The following is a 16,823-nucleotide window of genomic DNA, read 5'->3' on the forward strand; positions in this document are numbered from 1 at the left end:
GCAACTTATCTACCCCGGTGAGACTTCATTCAGGAAACTCTCGCGCCGATCAAACACATAGACGGTCGAGATAATCCTTCTCTACTCACGCCGAGGCTTGGACCAATGCGTCCGAGCAAGAGAATTGAACGTTAGCCCTGTTCTCGTGCGCTTAATATTCCAGTCACCTCGTCTTTACAATGTGAAGAGCGTGAGGACGGAGGGCTGCAAGTCGCATCTCGCGCTCGTCTCCAGGCTTCATCCGAGGAAACTCTGGTTAAAGGAGCTGAATGTTCGGATCGACCCCGTCGGACGCCTCCGCTTCTCTTGCGCGCAACGGCTCAGCTCCGTATCACGCTGAGCTCGCACCCGTAAGCTTCGCTTGACCTGCCTGCCCGCGCCACAGACAATCGAAGCTCAAGCCCCAAAAGGGAGTAGTTCCCGACGCAAGCTTCCCCTACGTCGGTGCTGTGATCGTCAACACGGGCGACGCTTCGTCCCGGTCACTGCGGCAGCCACGTTGCGAACAAGACTTTTGCGGTGGAGACGAGTCGAGCGCACTCGTCCCCATCGCATTGTCAGACGCGCGTGGAAACTGCATGGAACTGCTAGGTAGCGACTTTCTCTCCGGCCTGCTGGCCATCATCCTGCTCGATCTGGTGCTCGCCGGTGACAATGCGATTGTCATCGCCATGGCAGCCCGCGCGTTGCCAAAAAATCTGCAGCGGCGGGCAATTTTCTGGGGCAGTTTTGGCGCCATCGCGGTCCGGCTGCTGCTCACCGCGGTCGTGGTCTATATGCTCGCACTGCCCGGACTGATGCTGGCCGGCGGAATACTGCTTCTTCCCATCGCCTGGAGGCTGTTGCAGCAAAACGCAGAGTCGGAGCAGGAGGTTGGCGCTGCCAGCACTTTCTGGGGCGCTCTGCGCACCATCGTCGTGGCCGATGCACTGATGGGAATGGATAACGTCCTGGCTATCGCCGGAGCTTCCAGAGGCCATTTGCCCCTGGTAGCGCTGGGCCTGCTGATCAGCGTGCCGCTCGTGGTGTGGGGATCGACCCTGATCCTGAAGCTCATCGAACGCTTTTCCATCATCATCTATGCCGGCGCCGGCGCCATTGCATGGACGGCAGGACATATGTTCGCCAGTGACGTCCTGGTTGGCGACTGGTTCGATTCACGCGACTGGGCAGCTTACTCGCTGCAGGCAGCTCTGGTCGTTGCCATGTGCGGCGGTGGCTGGCTCCTGCAGCGATGTCGGCTTCGCGCCGCCTCTCGCACAGATGTCGCCCACTAAAAAGCCGCGACGGTGAGGCCGCGGCTCTTCAGGTTTTATCTTTTCGTTGTAGAACTCGCTGGCTGTGATCAGAAGCGGAATTTCACAAACGCCGAAGGCCCATGCAGCTTGAGATCCAGATTTGCGTTGTACGTGTCCTGCCGGTCGTTGAGCTTGATGCGGGTGTAGGCGTACTCGGCGCCTATACCGACGTTTTTCCACGGATACCATTCAAGTCCGAGCGCCGCATTGTAGATGTGACCGTTGAGATCACCGCCGTTCTTCTTGACGCCAGAAGCGTCAAAGTACATGCGCCAGCTGTCATTGAATGCGTGCCGCCAGCCGAGCTGCAGCAGCGGCGCGCCAGCCGTTTCGCTATAACTGGTGGATGCTTCCGCGCTTTCGCCATTCAATGTCGCGATCCCGCTGATGCCGGCATGCACCCGGTAGTACGCGGCACCGACGCCGAGACCGAACACATCGTTGCCACTGCCAAACCACCAGCGATACGCCGCGCTGCCAAAATCAAAGTCCAGCTTGCCGCTTACGGAAGCTGCAGCGTTGTAGTCGTTGCCGCCGTAGCTGATCCCTTCGCTGAGCGTTTTGGTTTCCGTGCGATTGATGCTGAAGTAGTCGAAAGAAAACCCCTGATGGTCACCGATCAGAAAATCGAGCTTCACACGCGGCACGGTCTTGTGGTCTTCAAAGCCCAGATCCCGCTCGAGATTCACATCGCCGCGAAGCAATCCGTTATTGGTGCCGGCGCCAATCGTGGTGTCGGTATTGGCGTAGTAGCCACCCAGCGAGAGATTGAAACGATCAAGCGCGGGAGACACGTCAGCGAAAGACGCCGAGCTTGCCAGGAGAAGAGGAAGAGCGAGCAAATGTTTACGGCTTGGACGCACCCGGGCGTCAGTTTTTGAACTCATTTCTAATTTCCGTATCGTTCGGCGTGGGAGATTAAAATTTAACCAAAACCGGGTGAAAATTCCGTCCAAAGTCAGCCGATGTCTGCAGCAGAAAATTTCCTGCATTGGTGACTTTACACAGTAGAAAACGATGTTCTTCGCGGGCCTGAGTGAACTGGCGCCGATGCCGAACTCATCGACGCAAAGCTAAGGCCCCAAAAAGGAAAAGGGAGCCGACAGGCTCCCTTCCGTGCGCACTATACAAGCTCAGCGCTTGTCGATCGGCACGTAGGACTGGTCTTCCGGTCCGACGTAGTTGGCGCTTGGGCGAATGATCTTGCCATCCTCGCGTTGCTCGATCACATGCGCGCTCCATCCCGAGGTGCGCGCGATGACGAACAGCGGCGTGAACATCGCCGTCGGCACGCCCATCATGTGATACGCGCTGGCGGAGAACCAGTCGAGATTGGGAAACATTTTTTTGATCTCGCCCATCACTTTCTCGATACGTTCGGACACGTCGAACAGCGTCGGGTTGCCGCCGTCCGTGCACAGCTTGCGCGAGACTTCCTTGATGATCTCGTTGCGCGGATCGGACACCGTATACACGGGATGACCGAAGCCAATCACGATTTCCTTGCGCTCGACGCGGGCACGGATATCGGCCTCTGCCTCGCTCGCATTGCGATATCGCGCGATGATTTCCATCGCCACCTCGTTGGCGCCGCCGTGCTTCGGACCACGCAGCGCGCCGATGGCGCCGGTGATGGCGGAGTACATGTCCGAACCGGTGCCGGCGATCACGCGTGCGGCGAAGGTCGAGGCGTTGAACTCGTGCTCGGCATACAGCACCAGCGACTTGTCCAGCGCGTGCGCATGCAGGTCGCTGGGCTTCTTGCCGTGCAGCAGATGCAGGAAGTGGGCGGCGATCGAATCGTCGTCGGTCTGCGTTTCGATGCGCTTGCCGTTGTGGCTGAAGTGGTACCAGTACAGCAGCATCGAGCCAAAGCTCGCCATCAGGCGATCGGCGATTTCGCGGGCGCCGGTGACGTTATGGTCGTCCTTTTCCGGCAGCACCGTACCCAGCACCGAGCAGCCCGTGCGCATCACGTCCATCGGATGCGTGGCAGCCGGCAGAAGTTCCAGCGCGCTCTTCACCGGCGCAGGCAGGCCGCGCAAGCGCTTGAGGCGCGCGCGGTAGTGGTTGAGCTCGGTCCAGTTCGGCAGCACGCCGTGAACCAGCAGGTACGCCACTTCCTCGAAGCAACCCTTGGCGGCCAGGTCGTGGATATCGTAGCCGCGGTAATGCAGATCGTTACCGCTGCGGCCGACGGTGCACAGCGCCGTGTTGCCGGCCGGCACGCCGGACAGCGCAACGGATTTCTTGGCCTTGGGCGCAGCTTGCGTGGTTTCGCTCATGGATAAACCCTCGATCGATGAAGCGACGCCGGAGTCCGGCACCGCTGGAAACAAACTTTTCGTCAGGCTGTTACTCGGCGGACTTGCCGTCGGCAAACAGTTCGTCGAGCTTGCGCTCGTAGGCGTGATAGTCGAGATAGTCGTACAGCTCCTCGCGCGTCTGCATGGTCGGCACGGCCGCTTTCTGGGTGCCGTCGCGGCGCACCGTCTCGTAGAAATTCAGCGCGGCCTTGTTCATCGCGCGATACGCGCCGCAGCAGTAAAGAATGATGTCCACGTTCGCGCTGGCCAGTTCTTCGCGGGTAAACAGCGGGGTCTGACCGAACTCGGTGATGTTGGCGAGAATCGGCACCTTCACCGCCGCCTTGAACTGTCGATATTGCTCAAGCGTGTAGATTGCTTCGGGGAAAATCATGTCGGCGCCGGCTTCGACGCAGGCCTGCGCGCGGTCTATCGCGGACTCGAGGCCTTCGACGGCAATGGAGTCAGTACGCGCCATGATGACGAAATGCTCGTCGCTGCGCGCATCGACGGCAGCCTTTACGCGATCGACCATCTCCTGTTTCGAAACGATCGCCTTGCCGGGCCGATGGCCGCAGCGCTTGGCTGCGACCTGGTCTTCGATATGCAAGGCGCCTGCGCCGGCCTTGATCAGCGAACGCACGGTACGCGCAATATTGAACGCCCCGCCCCAGCCGGTATCCACGTCGACCAGCAGCGGCAGTTCGCACACGTCGGTGATGCGCCGGATGTCAGTGAGCACGTCTTCCATCGTGCTGATGCCAAGGTCAGGCATGCCCAGCGAATTGGCCGCCACACCGCCGCCAGAAAGATAAAGCGCCTTGAAGCCGCTGCGCTGGGCCATGCGGGCCGCGTAGGCGGTGATCGCGCCGACTACCTGCATCGGCTGTTCTTCCGCGACGGCCGCTCGAAAACGAGCGCCGGGAGATGCAATTTTCGTCATGGCTGCTTCACCCAAAACGCCATTTTAGCGCACCGCGAAAATGCCCGCTTCCGCAGTGCGTCAGTACGCGCACGCGAAGAGCAGACTGAGTACAAAAAAAGAGGGGCCGGCTTGCGGCCGACCCTCTTCGTGAAACGCTGCGTAGTGCGTCGCCAATTATTTCTTGGCGAACAGGTGCTCCACGCCCGCGCGTTCCTCGCGCAGCTCTTTTTCGGTCGCATCGATGCGCGCCTGCGAGAATGCGTTGATCTTCAGGCCCTGCACGATTTCGTACTTGCCACCCTTGACGGTGACCGGGTAGCCGAAGATCACGCCCGGCTCGACACCGTAAGAACCGTCCGACGGAATGCCCATCGATACCCAGTCACCTTCGGCGGTGCCGTGTGCCCAGGTACGCATGTGGTCGATCGCAGCGGATGCTGCCGACGCCGCCGACGATGCGCCGCGCGCCTTGATGATCGCCGCGCCGCGCTGCTGCACGGTCGGAATGAAATCGCTCTCGTACCAGGACTGCTCGATCTGCTCCAGCGCGGGCTTGCCCTTGACGGTGGTCTCGTGCAGATCCGGATACTGGGTGGAGCTGTGGTTGCCCCAGATGGTGACCTTCTTGATATCGGTCGTGTGCGCACCGGTTTTTTCGGCCAGCTGGCTCAGCGCACGGTTGTGGTCAAGGCGCACCATCGCGGTGAAGCATTTCGGATCGAGATCCGGCGCATTCTGCTGCGCAATCAGCGCGTTGGTGTTGGCCGGGTTGCCGACCACCAGCACGCGCACGTCGCGCTTGGCGTGATCGTTCAGCGCCTTGCCCTGCGGGCCGAAGATGGCGCCGTTGGCTTCCAGCAGATCCTTGCGCTCCATGCCCGGCCCGCGCGGACGTGCACCGACAAGCAGCGCGTAATCGACGTCCTTGAACGCGACGTTGACGTCATCGGTGGCGACCACGCCGGCCAGCGTCGGGAACGCGCAGTCGTTGAGCTCCATCACCACGCCCTGCAGCGTCGGCAACGCGGGCGTGATTTCCAGCAGGTGCAGAATCACCGGCTGGTCCGGACCCAGCATGTCGCCAGCAGCGATACGGAACAACAGCGCGTAGCCGATCTGGCCAGCGGCGCCGGTAACGGCAACTCGAACGGGTGCTTTCATGGGGTTGGCTCCTTGAGTGAGCGATGAGTGATGCAGGGAAAAGGATGGGATGAACGCCGACGAGGCTTCGCGAATCGGAGCGCTCAAACGAGCTCGGCAAAAAATTGCTGGATGCGCTGCAGGCCTGGCTCCAGCTGTGCGGTGGGACAGGTGTAGGAGATACGCAAGGCGCGCGGCTCGCCAAACGCCGAGCCCGGCACGCAGGCGACGCCGGTGGCCTCGAGCAGCGCCGCGCAGAACTCCACGTCGTTGCCGATCCTGACGCCGTTGTGGCTCTTGCCAAACGCCACCGAAATATCCGGGAACGCATAGAACGCGCCCTGCGGCCGCGGGCAGATCACGCCGGGAATGGCGCGCAAGGCCTCCACCACGATGTCGCGCTTGCCCGCAAATTCCGCACACTTGGCTTGCGGCACGTCCTGCGGTCCGCTGAAGGCGGCAATCGCGGCCGCGCTGATCACTTCCGGCAGGCTGGTGATGTGGTTCGAGTTGAGCGTCGTCATCGCCTTCGCTACGGACTCCGGACCGGCAATCAAACCGACGCGCCAGCCCGGCATACCATAGGTCTTGGATACCGAGTCGACAAAAATCAGCCGCTCGCGAAGTTCAGGGCGGGCATGCACGAAGTTGTGATAGCCGAGGCCATCGAACACCATCGAGTTGTAGATATCGTCGGTGACGATCCATGTGTCCGGATAATTCACCAGCACGTCGGCCAGCGCGGCGATTTCGTCGCGCGTGTAGACCATGCCGGTGGGATTGGACGGGTTATTGAAGAGGAATACCTTCGGCTTGCGCTGCAGCGCGGCCTCCAACTGCGCCGGCGCAAGCTTGTAGTTCTGCACGGACGGGCATGGCAGCACGTTGACCTTCGCCCCCACGATATCGGCAATATCGTGGTAGGTGGTCCAGTAAGGCGCCGGGAAGCAGATCTCGTCGCCTTCGTTGAGCAAGGCTTCGGCGAGGTTATACAGAACGTGCTTCGCACCGATGCCGATCGACACGTTGAGGCGGCCATAACCGGTCAGTCCCAACGCCTCGATATGCGCGAGGAACGCATCCAGCAACGCTTCCGGCCCGCGGTTGCTGCCGTACTGGCCGGAGTCGTGCGAAAGCGCTTCGCGCGCCGCCGCGTATACGTGCTCGCCAGGCAGGAAGTTCGGCACACCGATCGAGAAGCTGATGATGTCTCGACCGGCCGCCTTGAGCTGCTTCGCCTTCTCCGCAATCACCATGATGGCGCTGGGTTTGGCACGACCGACACGCTGGGCAAGCTGGGGCATGGGCTCTCTACGCGCTTAAGCAAAGACCATGATTTTATCACGATGCTGCGCAGCCGCACGGATATCGATGACGGGCAATTGATGCCCTCGCCTCGAGAATGGGATAAATCCTACTGCGCGCTGCGCGGCGGACGCGCCGATCGTTCGCGGGTCGTCAGGCCTGCGTCGAATCGAGCAGTTTGCCGGCCAGGCCTTCGAGCATGCCGAAATTGAAACCGCCGCCCTGCCCTGCATCCGGTACCTGTCCATCCGGCGTCAGATGATCCACCGCATGCGGCAGCACCTGGGAAAGCTTGCCAAGCAGATCGTTCGGGTCCACGCCCATTCTGCTGGCAGCCTCTTCTACGACGGAGCCGAGGCCACCGTTTTGCAGTGCCTGGCCCAGTTCATCACCCGATACAGGTTGGTTGGCGCCGGAGCCAATCCACGACTGCACCGCGCCGCCGAGGCCATTCTGCTGCAGTGTGGCGACCAGCCCCTGCACGCCACCAGCGCGATCGATCAACTGTCCCGCAACGGAGATGAGTGAGCCCGCGCCCGCGGACTGACCCACCTGACCCTGAACACCCAGCAAATCATTGAGGAATGACATGTTTGTACCCCTTCAGAAGAGAGAGATGCCTGTTGCCCACCGATCATAATTTGCCGCAGCCTGAGCTGCATTGACAGCCACCAATGGAAAAGCCGCCGGCGGGAGGCTGGCGGCTTTTCAAGTACGGCTAACAGAGAGGAATCAGGCGCGCTTGTCGAGCACCGCGTTCCACTCCTTGACGCGGTCGGCATGCGCTGCCAATACAGCATCGACGTCACCTTCTACCGTGACTTTCTCGACGATGTCGCCCTGCTGGATCGCGTCAACCACTTTCTGGTCGTCCGCGCCAAGCACTTCGCCGAACACGCTGTGCTTGCCGTCCAGCCACGGCGTGGCTCCGTGGGTGATGAAGAACTGGCTGCCGTTGGTGCGCGGACCGGCATTAGCCATCGACAGCACGCCCGGCTTGTCGTGACGCAGCGAGGGATTGAACTCGTCCTCAAACTTGTAGCCCGGGCCACCGCGGCCGCTGCCTTCCGGGCAACCGCCCTGCACCATGAAATCGGCGATCACGCGGTGAAACGAGAGGCCGTCGTAGTAGCCGCGCTTGGCCAGGTTGACGAAGTTGGCCACCGTCAGCGGTGCCTTGTCGTCATGCAGACGCAGGTGGATCGGGCCGCGGTTGGTGCTGAAAGTCACGTTGATGGTCATCGAAAATCCTCGGGGTTCCTTGACGACATCGCCGTGTACGGCACGGCAATGGGGCGGGAAGAATAGCGCAGTCGTGTGAAGGGTCCCATAAACGTCTGGCGAAGACGTCTAGCCAGCGCGGTCGGCGCCCGCTTGCGAAAATAGCCGGCGGACCATTGCCGGAAAGACGAACGCCCCTGCAAAGCTGGGAAATGAACGGATAAGCGAAAGCGCAGGCAAGCTGACACATAAGTCCGTATAATCGGCAAGTTAATCCCTTGTGTTTAAACCATCAGGCGGCCCCTACGGCGCCGGCCGAGTCTTTTATGTCTATCGAAAACCTGCGCAATATCGCCATCGTCGCTCACGTCGATCACGGCAAGACCACCCTAGTCGACCAGCTTCTGAAGCAGTCCGGCACGCTCAACGAGCGCACCGTTCTGGCCGAGCGCGTCATGGATTCGAACGATCAGGAAAAGGAGCGTGGCATCACGATCCTGGCCAAGAACACGGCCATCACCTGGGAAGACAAGAAAAAAGGCATCAAGAACCGTATCAACATCGTCGACACGCCGGGACATGCGGACTTCGGTGGCGAAGTCGAGCGCGTGCTGTCCATGGTCGACACCGTGCTGATCCTGGTCGACGCGATGGATGGCCCGATGCCGCAGACGCGCTTCGTGACGCAGAAGGCTTTCGCCATGGGCTTCAAGCCCATCGTGGTGATCAACAAGGTCGACCGTCCGGGCTCGCGTCCGGAGTGGGTGGTCGAGCAGGTGTGGGACCTGTTCGAAAAGCTCGGCGCCAGCGACGAGCAGATGGAATTCCCGATCGTCTATGCCTCGGCGCTCAATGGCTATGCGTCGCTGGATGAGAGCGCGCGCGAAGGCGACATGACCCCGCTGTACGAAGCGATCATGCAGCATGCGCCGAAGCCGGACGTGGACCCGGACGGCCCGTTCCAGATGCGCATCAGCCAGCTCGACTACAACAATTTCGTCGGCGTCATCGGTATTGGCCGCGTCCAGCGCGGTGCGCTGAAGAAGGGCATGCAGGTCGCCGTGATCGATCGCGAAGGCAAGAAGCGCCAGGGCAAGATCGCGCAGGTGCTCGGCTTCCTCGGCCTCGAGCGCATCGAGCAGGACGGCGCTGAAGCCGGCGATATCGTGGCCATCTCGGGCATTCCCGATCTGACCATTTCCGACACGCTGACCTCGCCGGATACGCCCGAAGCGCTGCCGCCGCTGAGCGTCGACGAGCCGATGATCAGCATGACCTTCCAGGTCAACAACTCGCCGTTCGTCGGCAACAAGGATCTTTCCGGCGGCAAGTTCCTCACTAGCCGCCAGCTGCGTGAGCGCCTCGATCGCGAGAAAGTGCAAAACGTGGCATTGAAGGTCGAAGACGGCTCCGACGCCGACAAGTTCCTGGTGTCCGGTCGCGGCGAACTGCATCTTTCGGTGCTGATCGAGAACATGCGCCGCGAGGGCTACGAGCTGGCCGTGTCGCGTCCGGAAGTCATCCTGAAGGAGATCGACGGCCAGAAGATGGAGCCGATCGAGCAGCTGGTGGTGGATATCGAAGAGATCCACCAGGGCGGCGTGATGGAGCGTTTGGGCGTGCGCAAAGGCGAGCTGAAGAACATGGTATCGGACGGCCGCGGTCGCGTGCGTCTGGAATACATGATCCCGGCGCGTGGTCTGATCGGCTTCCAGAACCAGTTCAAGACCCTTACCCAGGGCTCGGGCCTGCTGTTCCACGTGTTCGACCATTACGGTCCGTACACCCCGGCCCCGATCGCCAAGCGCCAGAACGGCGTGATGATCTCCAACGGCGCCGGCAACACCCCCGCCTACTCGCTCGGACCGCTGCAGGAGCGCGGCAAGCTGTTCGCCGCCGAAGGCGACTCGGTATACGAAGGCCAGCTGATCGGTATCCACGCCAAGGACAACGACCTCACCGTCAATGCCATCAAGCCCAAGCCGCTGACCAACATGCGCGCTTCCGGCAAGGACGATGCGATTCAGCTGACCCCGGCCACCAAGTTCACCTTGGAGCAGGCGCTGGACTTTATCGACGACGACGAGCTGGTCGAAGTGACGCCGAAGGAGATCCGCATGCGCAAGAAGCACCTCACCGAGAACGACCGCAAGCGTTCGTCACGCGGCTGAACTTGGTGCATGTTCGATAGAAAAAAGCCGCCGAAAGGCGGCTTTTTTATGCGCGCAAGCGCCTGAGTGATCAGCCGCGTTTTGCTTTCGCCTTGTCCGGCGTCACCCGCAAACCCGGGCGTGTCCTGGCGAGCTTGCGCAGCAGATCGGCGAAGGCCTGAAGATCGGCGTGCCACGGGGACGCGTCGCGCCAGTGCAACGCAATGTCGCGACCCGACGCTTCGCCGGTGAGTTTGGCCAGCACGATATTCGGCATCGATGCGAGTCGCTCGTGCGATAACGCGGGCACCAGCGCATAGCCACCGCGCAGGCTCACCAGTGCGGCGAGGCTTTCCAGGCTGACGTCCTGCACATGGCCGCGTTGGGCAGGCTCATGACCGATGCCGTTGCCGCTCAAACCATCGGCGTGCCCTTCGGCCATCAGCGTGGCTTCGGCCGGATCGAGCTGGTCGAGCGACAGGCTGCGCTCGTTTGCCAAGCGGTGATCCGCGCGCAGCATGAGCTCCCACGGTTCGAAAAACAGCGGCCGCGTGGCTATGCCGCTGACCGCCGTCCCGGGTGGTGCCAGCACCGCATCGAGCTCGCCTTCGTGCAAGCGACGCAGCAGACCACGCGGCTTGCCCTCGGAAATACCCAGGCGTGCGCCCGGAAAGTGCTGCGGAAACGGTTCGATCAGATGCGGCAGAAGGTAGGGGCCGAGCGACGCCGGCAGGCCAAGCCGGAGTTCGCCGCCGAAGGCTACCGCACCGGCACGCGCGACCTGCTGCAGATGCTCGGCCGCGGCCAGTACGGCGTCGATCTGCAGCAGCAGCTGCTGGCCGCCTGCCGTGGGCACGATGCGTCGCCCGCCGCGTTCGAACAGCGGCGCCCCGAGCGCCTGTTCCACCTTCTGCACCTGATGCGAGAGCCCCGACGGGCTGATGTGCATCGCCCGCGCCGCGCTGTTGAAACTGCCGTGCTGGTGCACGGCTTTGACCAGCGCAAGATCACGCAGCGACACGGCCGAGAGAGTCATCGAAATCATCGAACGCTGCATGTCATCAAAGGCGTTTGTGCGTGGTCATCGTGGAGTTCATGCTGGGCGGTGAAGTTCATCCGCAAGCGTTGGCAGAGTCTACTCGTCGCACCGGTTTTTGGGCTCGCCAGGAGGATCGAAGCGGCGAATACGTTCGCGGCGACCAAGCGTTTGCGTGATAATTGTGTTTTTACCGAGCCGGCGAGTGCGCTTCGCCACGCTTGAAGTCATCCCAGCCGCAGGATCAGCCAGGAATCTACCCATGAAAGACACCTTTTCCGTACGCGACACGCTCGACGTCAATGGCCAGAAGCATGTCTTCGCCAGCCTGACCAAGCTGGGAGAGCGTTTCGACCTGAAGCGACTGCCTTACTCGATGAAGATCCTGCTGGAGAATCTGCTGCGTCATGAGGATGGCCTCAACGTCACCTCGAAAGAGATCGAGGCGATCGCCAAGTGGGACGCCAAGGCCGAGCCCGATATCGAAATTGCGTTCATGCCGGCACGCGTCGTGCTGCAGGATTTCACCGGCGTGCCGTGCGTGGTCGACCTGGCGGCGATGCGCGATGCGGTGGTCAAGCTGGGCGGCGACGCCAACCAGATCAATCCGCTGGCGCCGGCTGAACTGGTGATCGATCACTCCGTGCAGGTCGATGCCTATGGTTCGTCGTCCGCGCTGGAAAAGAACGTCGAAATCGAGTTCGAGCGCAACCAGGAGCGTTACTCGTTCCTGCGCTGGGGCCAGAAAGCGTTCAACAACTTCAAGGTCGTGCCGCCGCGCACCGGCATCGTGCATCAGGTGAACCTGGAGCATCTGGCCCGCGTGGTGTTTACCGCTGACAAGGACGGCGAGAGCTGGGCCTATCCCGACACCGTGTTCGGCACCGACTCGCACACCACGATGATCAACGGCATCGGCGTGCTTGGCTGGGGCGTGGGCGGCATCGAGGCGGAAGCCGCCATGCTCGGTCAGCCTTCGTCCATGCTTATTCCGCAGGTGGTCGGCTTCAGGCTGACCGGCAAGCTGCCCGAGGGCGTGACCGCCACCGACCTCGTGCTGACCGTGACGCAGATGCTGCGCAAGCTCGGCGTGGTCGGCAAGTTCGTCGAGTTCTTCGGCGACGGCCTCAAGAATCTGCCGCTGGCCGACCGCGCCACCATCGCCAACATGGCGCCGGAATACGGCGCGACCTGCGGCATCTTCCCGATCGATCAGGAGGCGCTGAACTACCTGCATCTCTCCGGCCGCAGCGAAGCGCAGATCAAGCTGGTCGAGGCGTACGCCAAGGCGCAGGGCCTGTGGCACGACGAAAACACGCCGCATGCCGAGTTCACCACCACGATGGAGCTCAACCTCGCCGACGTGCGCCCCTCGCTGGCTGGCCCCAAGCGCCCGCAGGACCGCGTGCTGCTGGAGGATGTCAAGCAGAGCTATCTCGACGCCGTCGGCGGCCTCACCGCCAACCGCAAGCAGACCACCGAAGAAACCGCCGATTTCGCCAATGAAGGCGGCGCGACGGCCGTTGGCAATATCGCTAATACCGTCAGCCACGGCGGCGTACGGGTGGAGAAAGACGGCGAGTCCTTCAGCCTCTACGATGGTTCGGTGGTGATCGCCGCAATCACCTCGTGCACCAATACCTCCAACCCGGCGGTGATGCTGGGCGCCGGCCTGCTGGCCAAGAAGGCCGCTGCGCGCGGCCTCAAGGCCAAGCCGTGGGTGAAAACCTCGATAGGACCGGGCTCGCTGGTCGTCACCGATTACCTGAAGAAGACCGGCCTGCTGGAGGAGCTGGAAAAGATCGGTTTCTACATCGTCGGCTACGGCTGCACCACCTGCATCGGCAACTCCGGTCCGCTGCCGGAAGAAATCAGCAAGGGCATCAGCAAGGGCGACCTGGCCGTGGCGTCCGTGCTGTCGGGCAATCGCAACTTCGAAGGCCGCGTGCATCCCGAAGTGAAGATGAACTACCTGGCCTCACCGCCGCTGGTGGTGGCCTACGCGCTGGCCGGCTCGCTGCATGTGGACCTGACAAAGGATCCGATCGGCGAAGGCAGCGACGGCAAGCCGGTCTATTTGAAGGATATCTGGCCGTCCAATCAGGAAATCTCCGACGCCATCGCCAGCTCGATCAACCCGGCCATGTTCGAGAAAAACTACGCCGACGTGTTCAAGGGCGACAGCCGCTGGAACCAGATCGAATCGCCCGATGGCGCCAACTACGACTGGGACGACTCAACCTATATCAAGAACCCGCCCTACTTCGACGGCATGAAGATGGACGTGGGCACTATCGACGATATCCATGGCGCGCACGTGCTCGGCCTGTTCGGCGACTCGATCACCACCGACCATATCTCGCCGGCCGGTTCGATCAAGAAGGACAGCCCGGCGGGCCGTTTCCTGATCGAGAAAGGCGTCGAGCCGCATGACTTCAACTCCTACGGCTCGCGTCGCGGCAACGATGACGTGATGGTGCGCGGCACCTTCGCCAACATCCGCATCAAGAACCTGATGCTCGATGGCGTCGAAGGCGGCTACACCCAGTACGTGCCCAGCGGCGAACAGCTGGCGATCTACGACGCGGCGATGAAGTACAAGGCCGACAAGACCCCGCTGATCGTGCTGGCCGGCAAGGAGTACGGCACCGGCTCCTCGCGCGACTGGGCGGCCAAGGGCACCCTGCTGCTCGGCGTCAAGGCAGTGATCACCGAGAGCTTCGAGCGTATCCACCGCTCGAATCTGGTCGGCATGGGCGTGCTGCCGTGCACCTTCAAGAACGGTGAGAACGCGCAGTCGCTCGGCCTGACCGGCAAGGAAACCTTCGATATCACCGGTCTGGACGACGGCAAGTCAAAGGAAGCCAAGGTGGTGGCAACGCGCGAGGACGGCAGCAAGAAGGAGTTCACCGTGCAGGTGATGCTGCTCACCCCGAAAGAGCGCGAGTTCTTCCGCCATGGCGGCATCCTGCAGTACGTGCTGCGCCAGCTGGCGAACAAGAAAGCCGCCTGAGCGAGCCGTGGTCCGACTGACCGCAAAGCATGACAACAGCCCCGGTACGCTGGGGCTGTTTCATTGCCAGGGTCATCGCCATGGCAATGTCGAGCTACTGGATCGGCTGCAACCAGTTCGCCGAGTAACAACGCCACTGGCCGTCGTCCTTTCGCCACGCCGACTCGATGTGATAGACGCCCAGCTGATCGGGAAGCACGTGACCGCCGCTGGTCAGGGTGACGGTGAAGGTCGCCACCATCCGGTCGCCGCGATGCTCGATGCTGATCGGCCCGGTGGTCACGCCGATAGGGTCGCCGCGCAGTCCAACCAGCCGCATCATGTTGGCCAGCGTGCGCTTGTCCAGATCGCCGGCATTGCCGTCGAAATCGTCCGTAAGCGGCTTGACCACGCCGCCCACATCGCCCGCTTCGGCCGCGTGCGCCACCGCGGCTATCGCTTGACGAACCTGCTCCTCATCCGGCGTGTGTCGGCAGCCTGCAAGCGCAAGCATCGATATGGCGAAACACAGGGCAAAAGCATACGTTCGGGACCATCGCATCATATGAAAATCTCGCTGCAACGCGGCTTGCCGCTCTGCGGGGGCTATGCTCCAATGCGGCAGCGTATGGAGCGCGGCACATCATCATCGTCGATCCATCGGCAGGCTTAAAGTCGCTATCGATGTAGAACGTCATCGATCCCGTTGTCACCGACCAAGAATTGAGAAACTACGCATGAGCAATGAACGTCCATGGCTGGATCACTACCCGGCCGGCGTGCCCGAGCAGATCAATATCGACGAGTACGCATCCGTCGCGGCAGTGATCGACCAGGCGTTGACCCACTTCGCTGATCGCCCTGCCTTCACCAATTTCGGCAAGACGCTCAGCTACCGCGAGATCGACGAAGCAAGCCGGCAGTTTGCCGGTTATCTCACCGGCGTGCTCAGGCTGGGCAAGGGCGATCGCATCGCCATCATGTTGCCTAATGTGCTGCAGTACCCGATCGCACTTTTCGGCGCGCTGCGCGCCGGCCTCGTGGTGGTCAACACCAACCCGATGTACACCGCACGCGAGCTGAAGCACCAGCTGGAAGACTCCGGCGCCAAGGCCATTGTGGTGCTGGACAACTTTGCCGCGACACTGCAGGAAGTGGTCGCACAGACCCACGTGCAGCACGTCGTCACCACCGGGCTGGGCGATCTGCTGGGTGCCAAAGGCGTGGTGATCAACTTCGCACTCAAGCACATCAAGAAAATGGTGCCGGCGTTCCATATCCCCAATGCCGTGCGGTTCCACGACGCGCTGGCGAAGGGCAAGGCCTATCCGCTGCAGCCAGTGCAGTTGACGCACGATGACATCGCGTTCCTGCAATACACCGGCGGCACGACCGGCGTGGCCAAGGGCGCCATGCTGACCCACGGCAACATGGTGGCAAACATGCTGCAGGCGGGCGCGTGGTTTGCGGCCAAAATCCAGCCGGGCGAAGAGATCATCATCACCGCGCTGCCGCTGTATCACATCTTTGCGCTGACCTGTAATTGCTTCATTTTTCTGCGCTTCGGCGGCCAGAGCATTCTGATCACCAACCCACGCGACATGCCGGCCTTCGTCAAGGAGCTCGCCGCCGTAAAGTTCACCTCGATCACCGGCGTGAATACCCTGTTCAACGGCCTGCTCAATACGCCCGGCTTCGATCAGATCGATTTCTCGCACCTGCGCATGAGCTTCGGCGGCGGCATGGCCGTGCAGCGCACGGTGGCCGAGAAGTGGGAAAAGATCACCGGCTGCGCCCTGATCGAGGGTTACGGCATGACCGAAAGTGCGCCGGTCGCGACCATCAACCCGCTGGTCGACGGTGCGCGTTTCAGCGGATCGATCGGCCTGCCGATTCCCTCGACCGAAATCGGCATACAGGACGACGACGGCAAGCCGCTGGCCATGGGCGAGGTGGGCGAAATCTGCATCCGCGGGCCGCAGGTCATGAAGGGCTACTGGCAGAATCCCGGCGAGACCAGCAAGGTTCTGAGCAGCGACGGCTGGCTGCGCACGGGTGACCTTGGCCGTATCGATGAAAAAGGCCTGGTCTATATCGTGGACCGCAAGAAGGACATGATTCTGGTCTCCGGCTTCAACGTGTATCCGAACGAGATCGAGGATACGGTGATGCAGAATCCCGGCGTCGCCGAAGTGGCCGCCGTCGGCGTGCCGGACGAACACTCCGGTGAAGTCGTGAAGCTGTTTGTGGTTCGCAAGGACCCGAACCTCACGATCGAAGCGCTGAAGGAGTTTTGCCGCGAAAACCTCACCGGCTACAAGCGGCCCAAGCAGATCGAGTTTCGCGACGAACTGCCGAAAAGCAACGTCGGCAAGATTCTTCGCCGCGAATTGCGCGACGAGAAAAAGACCGCAGCCTGAATGTATCGGCCAAGTATGAAAAATGCCCTG

At 61.7% G+C, this 16,823-nt stretch carries 13 protein-coding genes; 4 read left to right on the top strand and 9 right to left on the bottom strand.

The genetic code is table 11. From position 1 onward, the window contains the following. Positions 1 to 578: 578 nt before the first annotated feature. The gene (locus ACDK93_RS11695) at positions 579 to 1,277 is read left to right on the top strand and encodes a TerC family protein (RefSeq protein WP_458072435.1); all 699 of its coding nucleotides are present in this window, start codon (positions 579 to 581) and stop codon (positions 1,275 to 1,277) included. A gap of 68 nt (positions 1,278 to 1,345) precedes the next feature. Here the strand turns inward: ACDK93_RS11695 and ACDK93_RS11700 are convergent, their stop codons facing one another. The 7 genes from ACDK93_RS11700 to ACDK93_RS11730 all read right to left on the bottom strand — a co-directional run bounded on the left by ACDK93_RS11700 (position 1,346) and on the right by ACDK93_RS11730 (position 8,216). After that, on the bottom strand, positions 1,346 to 2,290 hold the full coding sequence (locus tag ACDK93_RS11700; RefSeq protein ID WP_458068793.1) for a hypothetical protein: 945 nt from the start codon (positions 2,288 to 2,290) through the stop codon (positions 1,346 to 1,348). Between the two features lie 141 nt (positions 2,291 to 2,431). Beyond that, positions 2,432 to 3,583 (bottom strand): bifunctional 2-methylcitrate synthase/citrate synthase, encoded by a 1,152-nt coding sequence (gene prpC, locus ACDK93_RS11705; RefSeq protein ID WP_458068795.1) that lies wholly within the window; start codon positions 3,581 to 3,583, stop codon positions 2,432 to 2,434. 70 nt (positions 3,584 to 3,653) lie between these two features. Further along, a complete protein-coding gene (gene prpB, locus ACDK93_RS11710) occupies positions 3,654 to 4,547 on the bottom strand; it encodes a methylisocitrate lyase (protein ID WP_458068797.1) in 894 nt (297 codons plus the stop codon). Between the two features lie 156 nt (positions 4,548 to 4,703). Continuing rightward, entirely contained in the window at positions 4,704 to 5,690 is a 987-nt protein-coding gene (locus ACDK93_RS11715) for a malate dehydrogenase (RefSeq protein WP_458068799.1), read from the bottom strand. 83 nt (positions 5,691 to 5,773) lie between these two features. Further along, positions 5,774 to 6,973: a pyridoxal phosphate-dependent aminotransferase gene (locus ACDK93_RS11720; RefSeq protein WP_458068801.1), complete on the bottom strand. Its 1,200-nt coding sequence runs from the start codon at positions 6,971 to 6,973 to the stop codon at positions 5,774 to 5,776. Between the two features lie 154 nt (positions 6,974 to 7,127). Continuing rightward, a complete protein-coding gene (locus ACDK93_RS11725; RefSeq protein WP_458068803.1) occupies positions 7,128 to 7,565 on the bottom strand; it encodes a YidB family protein in 438 nt (145 codons plus the stop codon). Between the two features lie 141 nt (positions 7,566 to 7,706). Next, positions 7,707 to 8,216 carry a peptidylprolyl isomerase gene (locus ACDK93_RS11730; RefSeq protein ID WP_458068804.1) on the bottom strand — a complete coding sequence of 170 codons (510 nt, stop codon included), beginning with the start codon at positions 8,214 to 8,216 and terminating at the stop codon, positions 7,707 to 7,709. Between the two features lie 305 nt (positions 8,217 to 8,521). Here ACDK93_RS11730 and typA point away from each other — a divergent pair, with 305 nt between their 5' ends. Beyond that, positions 8,522 to 10,366 (top strand): translational GTPase TypA, encoded by a 1,845-nt coding sequence (gene typA, locus ACDK93_RS11735; protein WP_458068806.1) that lies wholly within the window; start codon positions 8,522 to 8,524, stop codon positions 10,364 to 10,366. A 70-nt stretch (positions 10,367 to 10,436) separates the two neighbouring features. On the opposite strand, the gene ACDK93_RS11740 is transcribed toward typA, so the two are convergent. After that, the gene (locus tag ACDK93_RS11740; protein ID WP_458068808.1) at positions 10,437 to 11,402 is read right to left on the bottom strand and encodes a LysR family transcriptional regulator; all 966 of its coding nucleotides are present in this window, start codon (positions 11,400 to 11,402) and stop codon (positions 10,437 to 10,439) included. A gap of 241 nt (positions 11,403 to 11,643) precedes the next feature. Here ACDK93_RS11740 and acnA point away from each other — a divergent pair, with 241 nt between their 5' ends. After that, complete coding sequence (gene acnA, locus ACDK93_RS11745) at positions 11,644 to 14,394, top strand: aconitate hydratase AcnA (RefSeq protein WP_458068810.1); 2,751 nt, start codon at positions 11,644 to 11,646, stop codon at positions 14,392 to 14,394. Positions 14,395 to 14,488: 94 nt separating this feature from the next. Here the strand turns inward: acnA and ACDK93_RS11750 are convergent, their stop codons facing one another. Beyond that, positions 14,489 to 14,887, bottom strand: coding sequence for a hypothetical protein (locus ACDK93_RS11750; RefSeq protein WP_458068812.1), 399 nt, complete (start codon positions 14,885 to 14,887; stop codon positions 14,489 to 14,491). Between the two features lie 223 nt (positions 14,888 to 15,110). On the opposite strand from ACDK93_RS11750, the gene ACDK93_RS11755 reads away from it, so the two are divergent. Then, positions 15,111 to 16,793: a long-chain-fatty-acid--CoA ligase gene (locus tag ACDK93_RS11755; RefSeq protein WP_458068813.1), complete on the top strand. Its 1,683-nt coding sequence runs from the start codon at positions 15,111 to 15,113 to the stop codon at positions 16,791 to 16,793. Positions 16,794 to 16,823 lie beyond the last annotated feature (30 nt).

This window comes from Rhodanobacter sp. BL-MT-08 (assembly GCF_054161255.1).